Origin of the sequence: Legionella tunisiensis (genome assembly GCF_000308315.1) — a bacterium.
Classification (GTDB): domain Bacteria; phylum Pseudomonadota; class Gammaproteobacteria; order Legionellales; family Legionellaceae; genus Tatlockia; species Tatlockia tunisiensis.
The window spans coordinates 1-7,887 of record NZ_CALJ01000118.1; the positions used below are offsets into that span (position 1 = coordinate 1).

Sequence of the window (7,887 nt, forward strand, 5' to 3'; positions counted from 1 at the left end):
AATTGGCTATACAAGCCCTTTTAATTTTGAATTGAAGAAAATAGCTTAACTAAATGTCCAGAATTACTGCCTAGGATCACTTAACAAGGTGTCCATCAATTTAAGGCAAGATCAAATGCAGAATATTTTGATACGAGAAACAAAATCGTGTAAGCCCTATAGCTTGCTTTTTCAATGAAAAAACATATCTTACTGTTTATTAAATAATTTTAAGCAGGATTTAAATTTTTAAGGATGAGTTGTTGTGAAAATATTTAAAGTTATATTCTTTACTTATATCATTGTCTTTACCACAAATGCAGCCGCAATAGAAAGTGATGAATTATTAAATAATCCTTCAAAAGATACTAATAAATTATTCAGTCAAATAATGCCGGAAATTTTCTATTCATACTTTGACTTGAACTATAATTCTCGGGCAGGCAACAATTTTAGTCATTTTGGCGGACACGCCAACAAATATGGTTTTGCAGTTAATACTTTGATGCTATCTACAAATACTCTGGCAGGTATTTACCTTTATAAAGTTGATACAAAAATCAACTCAACCTCACTATTAAACCCTTTTCCCCTTACAAGAACTTATCAAGATACTAAAAATAACTCCGTCCTTCTACATATAGCTCGTTCTTACACCAACTGGCTTGTTGTTGATCTCGCAGGGGGGTATGGGAATAACCGATTAAACATTATTTCTAATATACTTTCCGAGACTCCAAATAGCCAAACAGGTTTCGCCCATGTAAATAATAACAACTGGTTTACTTCCGCATCAGTCCTTTTTTATAAGGAAATTAATAAGTTTTACATCACCGGAAATGTTGGCACATTATACAGCAGGTATAATGCCCCATCTTATACGCTCTATTACCCAACAATTAGCACTAGAATCCCACAAAATATAAATACTGTATTATGGATATTTGAAAACGCTAATTTATACTACCCCATTACTGATTATGTAAGTCCATTCATTAGCGGAGGGCTGTTACAAGTAGCCAAATATTCTGATAGCAATCCTTTTAATGTAACGTTGGTTAATGGTTCTTTGCCACAACTCACGTTAGATAAAAATGCCTATCGTCTGGCATGTGGAGTTCAATTTACCCATAGATCATTAGGGATGCGGTTAGGATATGAATATTATAATGCTGGCTCCATATTTATAACTAAACAGCTAAAGGCACAACTCAGTTTTAATTTCGCTTAATGATACGCAAAGGAATTCTCATGAAAATAACTAAAATGATTTCATTAATGGTAACTAGTCTAATGCTTTATGCTTGTGCGCCCCAGACGGAAACGCCAAGTACTTTGACGAATACACTATCAGGGCAGGCAGATTATAGTAATACGGTGGACACCATCAATAATGGCAATGAAACCATTAATAACTCAGCAAATGCTACGACTAACGCGGCTATGACAACTACTGTTGTCGCCACTGCCTCTATGGCCATTACCGATTGTGTCGTAAATTAAGAGGAGTATACATATGTGTATAAAATTACTTAAACTATTACTTTATTTATATTGATGATTTTCAGTATTAATGTTTTTGCTAATAAGGTTTTATACTTAAAACTTAATAATAAAAATCTGGCTCATCCTTATTTTAATGCTGGGTTTGCTTGCGAGCAAATCGCTCTAAATTATATACCTAATGAAAAACTTATATTATCAATCCAAAATACGGGAAACATAGAATTAATTAATATTACCTCTTCATTACCTTCAGAGTTTTTAGGGGCTGTTGATATTAGTTATAATAATTGTGCAAACCTTGCTATAGGCGGTGTTTGTGAAATTACTTACCAGACTAATGGCAATCCTCCAATTGATGAGGACTTTCATGTAATAACGATAAAGCCATCTAATCAAGAAATTTCTGTATCATTTGAGTTAAAATTATGTGCTCAGTGTGGTTGATTGGGTTCTATTGAAAACTGCTGGAAATTCAGATACAGGCGCGTAGAGATTCTAATAAGTTATTGAGGGGATGAGCCATGACTAAAATTAGATTAAAACTTTATGTCATTGGCCAAAGCCTTATCTCAAAACGGGCTATCAAGAATCTTAACCTGCTCTGTGAAAAGAGCCTTGCTTGACGGTTTCTGTGAGATCGAAATTGTTGATTTACGTAATCATAATGGTTTAGCAGAAAAAGAAAAATTTTAGCGACTCCACTTTTAGTAAAAATTATTCTCTACCTACGCGGCGTATAATAGGCGATTTATCCAATCATGAAAAAGTTCTCTCTACCTTGGAAATAGCCAATGTATAATGCCCCTAACTTTTCAGACCACCAACATTTAGGAGATAATAGCCTCTACTTTGGAGGTTACTATGGCAAAGAACAAAAAGTGGTCATCGGCAGCTAAATTTGAAATTGCTCCTTTAGTACGCGAAGTGACGGGTCTCAAAGAACTGTTACACCTGGCTTTCGCTACGATTTGTAAAGGGATATTTATTATTGTCCAGCTAATCATGAACTTAAACCTGGCAAGACATTAGAAAATGATTATGTGCTTTATCATTCTAGTGTAAAAAATTGCCGTGATTGCCCAATTCAAACAATCTGCCAGGCTCTTAAGAAGCACATGTGCATTTTGAGTTATTTGTAGGCCTGGGACTAAAGATCGCAACTTTTGCCGCCATCTGAGATAAAGTGCCGATTCAAAAAAACATTTCCATAGTTCAACATTATCTGCTAGGATTTTTTCCTAAATTTGCCTTTGTGTTGATGGTGAAACTGCCGATACAGGCTGTAAATTAGTCGGTGAGGTGGTTAATGGCGCACTTAATGGTGCTAAAAATGGGGTTTTGGGCAGCCTTTTACTGGCCTCTGCAGCAGGTAGCAGCATCCCTGCTATAGGCACCCTGGGAGCGGTAGCGGGCGCTTGTGCCCTTGGAGCAGCTCTCACGATTATTCCCGCCATCCTTGTTTATAATAAGTTAGTTGCTGATCCGGACGGTTCATCTTTTCTTTTACACACCACACCAACGCTTGTAGCCCTTAGAGCAGGGCTTGCCTTTGCTTCAGGCTGTGCCGGGGCGGCTATACTGGGGTTAGCAGTCGTTCCCCTTGGCCTGACCTGCCTTAGCGCTTGTGTGCTCGACCTCATCAACCACCTCATTGCAGATCTGACCGCTCCAAGGCCATTATCAAACGATGCATACCTGGCTATGAGAGTTACGCAATAAAGATTTTTGTCCGATACCTTTATTCTGCCTGCTGCTTTCGAGCGGCAGCTTATGTTTTTGAGGTTCGGCCGGGATCCTGACGAAAAGGCCCGTTTCCTGTTTATTTTTAATTCAATTTATATTCCACTCTCAATTTTTCTCTACTTCCCGTCAAAGGAAATAAGCCAAATCGATTAAGATGGCTTGTATGATATGGCGATAAGCCATTGAGCATTTCCGGAATAATTTCATAACTTTCCGCTTTCATCTCATTAATCACATTTGTCATATTAGCCATTTCTTTCTTCTACATATTGTTGAATAAGATTATTACTTTTTAACGGATTAGTAGTTGAATCGTCCTTAAAGATAATATCTATAATTGATAATTAATTATTTATAGTTTATTAAGATTACATAAAGGTTCAGATTTAACTTCGCATTCTAGAGAAATATCTTTATTTAAAGAAAATTCATACTCCTTAACAATCTCGCTATTTATGGCAATTTGGCAGAGAAAACCTCCATCAGGGCTTATTGTTCATTCATTATTGAACCTCCCATTCAGTTTTCAAATTTTCCAATTCGAATACTAAGCTGGTAATAACTCTTTTCCAACTCAGTGGATGGGATGGTTCATTACATTAGAGCCTAAATTACAGGTAGTGTCATGACAAGTAGTATATAATTATATGCGTTTGATCATTATTTTGACATAATGAATTAAATAGATATTTTGATGGGGTCTTAGGAGTACTCAAATGGCTAGATCACGAGAAGAAATTGCATCAGATTGGAATAAATTTTTCAAAAAATCCTTTCTTTGGAGTGATTAGTCCAATAGTAAAAAACTGTTTCTAATCAAAGTAGTTTCATCGCAACAAAAGAAAAGGCATCTGTCGGGGAGGGCGAGACTACATCGGTTGTTAAGATTCAGCAATTTTGGCGACAAATTACCTCGAAAGATACAAAAGTAAAGGTTCATCCAAAATCAGTACATACCCCAGAGCAAGCTCGACTCATGGCGAATATTAGATCAGATGAAGATATTAAGAAGATATTTAGAACAGCTGCCCGTAAAAATCGCCTGAATACAAATGAAGTACAAAGCATTTTGTCACAATCTAACGCACTAAAATGTGCTTATGAGTTGTATAAAGGGAAAGAAATTACACAAACCCAATTCTTTCGAATAACGGAACTGCACAAGAAGCATGTACGTACGGAACACCTTATCTATAAGTCTTTAAACATACAAAAAATCAAACAACTGGCTCGTCTCATTAAAAATGGTTTGACTAATGTTAAGGCTTTAAAAGATGAGGATCCCTTTAAGGAATTAAAAGAGTTTCTTGACGATCCAAGTTTTCCCGAAATTGTGTTTGGCCTATTTGATTCAAATTACAGTGAAGGGTTGCAATCCCAGCAATTATTAACCTTACTTGAGATTTATCAAGCTCAGCAAATACGAAGTTATAAAAATGAGCAAGGACAAGAATTTAAATCGGTTCAACCCTATATCACGAGTATTTACCGAATCCTTGATGACCAGGGACAATTTACTGAAGAGGCCAAACAACATTTTCTTCCAATATTGGAGAGAGGTGAATCCCAAGGATCTTCTACCTATATGCGGCCTATTAAGGATGATGAATCTTATGAAGAACTGAGAAAATTCATTTCAGAATTACCCCCTTCTGAGCAAATATTTTATAGCGTTGCATTCCCTAATAATCCTGGTCTTACCTACAATGTGGTTGGCGAGAAGGCTATAGCTAAAGTCAAGGATGAATATGGTCCGATGAGTAAACGAGATAATAAGAGGGTAGGGGCTCCATTTATTATTCCTGCATGTGGGGTACGAAATGCGATTGGGATTTTGCGGTATGGAGTAGATGAATATATTCCTGTCATCCCTCAATTTGGTATTAAATCGATGACTGATATCGAAAAAGGGATGAGGGTATATCATGGCCGCATGGGTTACTTATATTATCCACATACCTCAGATCCAGGAGCTGTGCACGGCAGTCCAAAGGACCCTTACATCGGGGTGTTTGCTCACGATATATACCACAGCGATGTTGTGTCATCGCTTCCTGGTTATGCGAAACAAGGCCTTCTAAAGTTTGCAGATCTTATTAGAGCTAAAACGAATATTGAGTGGTCAGATGAAACTTGGATTTGGATTGATGCTGATTTTCGCTATTTCAAAACAAAAGGGTTTGATCCTAAATCAGCAAATCCTATGGCGCATTTCTGTTCGATGCTCGATTCAGTTCAATTACCATTTTCAAATTTAGATCCATACGGGCAAATTATTAAAAAAATGCTGGAATTTCACCAGTGGGGATATTTGTGATGATGGACATGGTTGAAAATAAAGAAGTATGGAAAGGCATTGGTCTTGATCCTGATTTGTTACCGGATGCATCAATGGATCGGGTTCCCGCTACATGGCGAACAATGAGGGACATTCATAAACCCTTGGATTATAAAAAATATTATACTCGGATTAAAGATATTGTGACAAATTACAAACCGATAACAACGGCTCCTCCTGAGTCACAATTATTGGAAATGATGGTTTTTCTTTCGCAAGAGAAAATGCCGTCCAAACAGCAAATGAAAAATTTTGCCGAATTTGTTGATACATTACAAAATTTCGGGCTTCTCAAAATAGAAAAGAATCGAAATAATAGTCTATCAATTCATGTTAATGGGAAAGAGATATGTTTTAGTGAATTGACGAATTACAAGGAGTTACAGTCAATCCTGTTAATGTATAAAGTATATGTCGATGCTAAACAACCCTGGGAAAAAGAGGAGTTTGTAAAGGTATACTCGGAATGTGAGGAAGTTTTAAGGAAACTTGACAGCATTCTTCAAGATAAGAAAAAGGATTGGAATCCACCTGCAAAAGATATTCTAGACAATATCATTAAAACAATCATGCAAAATATATCCCAAATTGAGACTCGTGAAATTTCTCTTGAGAAATTTAAAAAATCTATAGAATTGTATTCCAACTTAGAGATGCGTTTGTTCAATGCCCCAGAAAAAAGCAGAGAGAGAAGAAAATCAGATATATTACTCGATAAAATTTTTACAAATATATATAACAATGAGACCAAAGAAATCGATTTAGTTAATTTGATAGATTCAATTAATAATCAATATGATGCTTTAATCGAAGAAAGAGCTAACTCGCCTGATTTAGACCAAAGCTTCTCCAATGAGTATTAAGTCTATTTTCAGTGAGTATCTTAATTCTATATAGTTTTGATCTTGTTAAGTAGGTTGGTATTTTAAATTGCAAAAATAAGCTTCCTTCAATCGTAGATTTGCGGCAAAAAAGCATTGAGTCATTATTTTCGACCCATATTAAATGACTCTATAAATTTCCTGGACCACATTATTTGCACTTGGACCCACATTAGCGATTTTATCTTTTCGATAAGACTATCAGAAAAACCCTCGTTTTTCTTTGTGGTATATTTTTTGATATATACCACATTAAGGTATATACTTTAATATATATTAATATGGTGGAATTTATTATGAGTCAATCAGCTAAAATCTTCACAAATGGTCGTAGTCAAGCTGTGCGGTTACCAGCAGCCTATCGCTTTAACTGCACTGAAGTTTTTATAAGAAAAGATCCAAAGACAGGCGATGTGATTTTGTCACGTAAACCAGGAAATTGGGATGATTTTTTGATCTTTTAAAATCAATTGAGATTCCTAAAGATTTTATGGTGGAACGCGAAGATTCTTTACCGCAAGAGAGATATATATTTAATGACTAACGAAATAACTAATCGTTATATGCTGGATACTAATATGGTTAGCCATTTTATTAAAGGAGACCATAACGTTCGTGACAGAGTTATTTCTGTTCCTATGTCCGAGCTTGCAATTTCAGTTATAACTGAAGGCGAATTACTATTTGGGTTGGCAAAAAAACCTGATGCAAAACAACTAGGTATAGTTGTGCATGAGTTTTTGATCCGTGTTGATGTATTACCATGGGATAGTACTGTTGCGGCCTGTTATGGAACGCTTCGTGCTGACTTGCAAAAAAAGGTAAGATATTAGGTAATCTTGATCTGCTGATTGCTGCTCACGCTTTATCTTTAGAAATAGTGCTTATTACTAATGATCGTGCATTTACTCAAGTTGAAGGTTTAAAAATAGAAGATTGGACCAAATAAAGAAACATCATAGATTATCTTCAAATTTATTTAGATTTTCTTAATGAGTATTTTTGTTTTGATAAGCCATAATTTATTAATATTTTCAAATACAAAGAAAAACGAGGGTTTTTCTGATAGTCTTATCGAAAAGATAAAATCGCTAATGTGGGTCCAAGTGCAAATAATGTGGTCCCACTTTTGCAGATAAATGCGGGCCGGTGCAATTATAAAAGCGAGCCGCTACAGCTACACGAAACCCATTCAACAGATGAGCAAAGGGACAGAGCATCGTTCCCATAAAAGGCTCAATAATCGCGCCGAGAATGCCCATCAATCGACACGCAGAAAAGACAAATGCCTTATTCGTTCAAATCACCCGCCAGTGCTCAACATGTCTTGGCGCTCATGAAGAAAACCAGAAATCTCTTCGCCATCGCGGTTGGTCGTTACACGAACTCGGCAGCAACGCAACGCGTAATAACTTCGTATAGCATACATTATACGAAGTT

Annotated in this window: 11 protein-coding genes; 10 read left to right on the forward strand and 1 reads right to left on the reverse strand. The window is 36.1% G+C overall.

Going from position 1 to position 7,887, the window contains the following annotated elements:
- Nucleotides 1-244: 244 nt before the first annotated feature.
- The 5 genes from BN58_RS08275 to BN58_RS08300 all read left to right on the forward strand — a co-directional run bounded on the left by BN58_RS08275 (nucleotide 245) and on the right by BN58_RS08300 (nucleotide 3,204).
- Nucleotides 245-1,210 carry a hypothetical protein gene (locus tag BN58_RS08275; protein ID WP_019216427.1) on the forward strand — a complete coding sequence of 322 codons (966 nt, stop codon included), beginning with the start codon at nucleotides 245-247 and terminating at the stop codon, nucleotides 1,208-1,210.
- A gap of 20 nt (nucleotides 1,211-1,230) precedes the next feature.
- Nucleotides 1,231-1,482, forward strand: a complete 252-nt coding sequence (locus tag BN58_RS08280; RefSeq protein WP_156812431.1) for a hypothetical protein — start codon at nucleotides 1,231-1,233, stop codon at nucleotides 1,480-1,482.
- Nucleotides 1,483-1,533: 51 nt separating this feature from the next.
- Entirely contained in the window at nucleotides 1,534-1,929 is a 396-nt protein-coding gene (locus BN58_RS08285) for a hypothetical protein (RefSeq protein ID WP_026069351.1), read from the forward strand.
- 417 nt (nucleotides 1,930-2,346) lie between these two features.
- A complete protein-coding gene (locus BN58_RS30715; RefSeq protein WP_019216431.1) occupies nucleotides 2,347-2,514 on the forward strand; it encodes a hypothetical protein in 168 nt (55 codons plus the stop codon).
- A 270-nt stretch (nucleotides 2,515-2,784) separates the two neighbouring features.
- The gene (locus tag BN58_RS08300; RefSeq protein ID WP_019216432.1) at nucleotides 2,785-3,204 is read left to right on the forward strand and encodes a hypothetical protein; all 420 of its coding nucleotides are present in this window, start codon (nucleotides 2,785-2,787) and stop codon (nucleotides 3,202-3,204) included.
- Between the two features lie 106 nt (nucleotides 3,205-3,310).
- Here the strand turns inward: BN58_RS08300 and BN58_RS36905 are convergent, their stop codons facing one another.
- Nucleotides 3,311-3,481: a Tn3 family transposase gene (locus BN58_RS36905; protein ID WP_019216433.1), complete on the reverse strand. Its 171-nt coding sequence runs from the start codon at nucleotides 3,479-3,481 to the stop codon at nucleotides 3,311-3,313.
- Between the two features lie 723 nt (nucleotides 3,482-4,204).
- Here BN58_RS36905 and BN58_RS08310 point away from each other — a divergent pair.
- The 5 genes from BN58_RS08310 (at nucleotide 4,205) to BN58_RS37670 (ending at nucleotide 7,396) form a co-directional block, all read left to right on the forward strand.
- Entirely contained in the window at nucleotides 4,205-5,545 is a 1,341-nt protein-coding gene (locus tag BN58_RS08310) for a hypothetical protein (protein WP_019216434.1), read from the forward strand.
- A gap of 8 nt (nucleotides 5,546-5,553) precedes the next feature.
- Nucleotides 5,554-6,429 (forward strand): V-type ATP synthase subunit I domain-containing protein, encoded by an 876-nt coding sequence (locus tag BN58_RS08315; protein ID WP_156812432.1) that lies wholly within the window; start codon nucleotides 5,554-5,556, stop codon nucleotides 6,427-6,429.
- Between the two features lie 314 nt (nucleotides 6,430-6,743).
- Nucleotides 6,744-6,911 (forward strand): antitoxin, encoded by a 168-nt coding sequence (locus tag BN58_RS23395; protein ID WP_198009850.1) that lies wholly within the window; start codon nucleotides 6,744-6,746, stop codon nucleotides 6,909-6,911.
- A 72-nt stretch (nucleotides 6,912-6,983) separates the two neighbouring features.
- The gene (locus BN58_RS23400) at nucleotides 6,984-7,280 is read left to right on the forward strand and encodes a PIN domain-containing protein (RefSeq protein ID WP_198009851.1); all 297 of its coding nucleotides are present in this window, start codon (nucleotides 6,984-6,986) and stop codon (nucleotides 7,278-7,280) included.
- Nucleotides 7,281-7,297: 17 nt separating this feature from the next.
- Complete coding sequence (locus tag BN58_RS37670) at nucleotides 7,298-7,396, forward strand: PIN domain-containing protein (protein ID WP_408605474.1); 99 nt, start codon at nucleotides 7,298-7,300, stop codon at nucleotides 7,394-7,396.
- Nucleotides 7,397-7,887 lie beyond the last annotated feature (491 nt).

What these genes read in the sequence shown, in the direction of transcription:
- BN58_RS08310 (WP_019216434.1), top strand. Translation starts at nt 4,205, where the DNA reads ATGGCGAATATTAGATCAGATGAAGATATTAAGAAGATATTTAGAACA.
- BN58_RS23395 (WP_198009850.1), top strand. Translation starts at nt 6,744, where the DNA reads ATGAGTCAATCAGCTAAAATCTTCACAAATGGTCGTAGTCAAGCTGTG.
- BN58_RS30715 (WP_019216431.1), top strand. Translation starts at nt 2,347, where the DNA reads ATGGCAAAGAACAAAAAGTGGTCATCGGCAGCTAAATTTGAAATTGCT.
- BN58_RS08280 (WP_156812431.1), top strand. Translation starts at nt 1,231, where the DNA reads ATGAAAATAACTAAAATGATTTCATTAATGGTAACTAGTCTAATGCTT.
- BN58_RS36905 (WP_019216433.1), bottom strand. Translation starts at nt 3,481, where the DNA reads ATGGCTAATATGACAAATGTGATTAATGAGATGAAAGCGGAAAGTTAT.
- BN58_RS23400 (WP_198009851.1), top strand. Translation starts at nt 6,984, where the DNA reads ATGACTAACGAAATAACTAATCGTTATATGCTGGATACTAATATGGTT.
- BN58_RS08315 (WP_156812432.1), top strand. Translation starts at nt 5,554, where the DNA reads ATGGTTGAAAATAAAGAAGTATGGAAAGGCATTGGTCTTGATCCTGAT.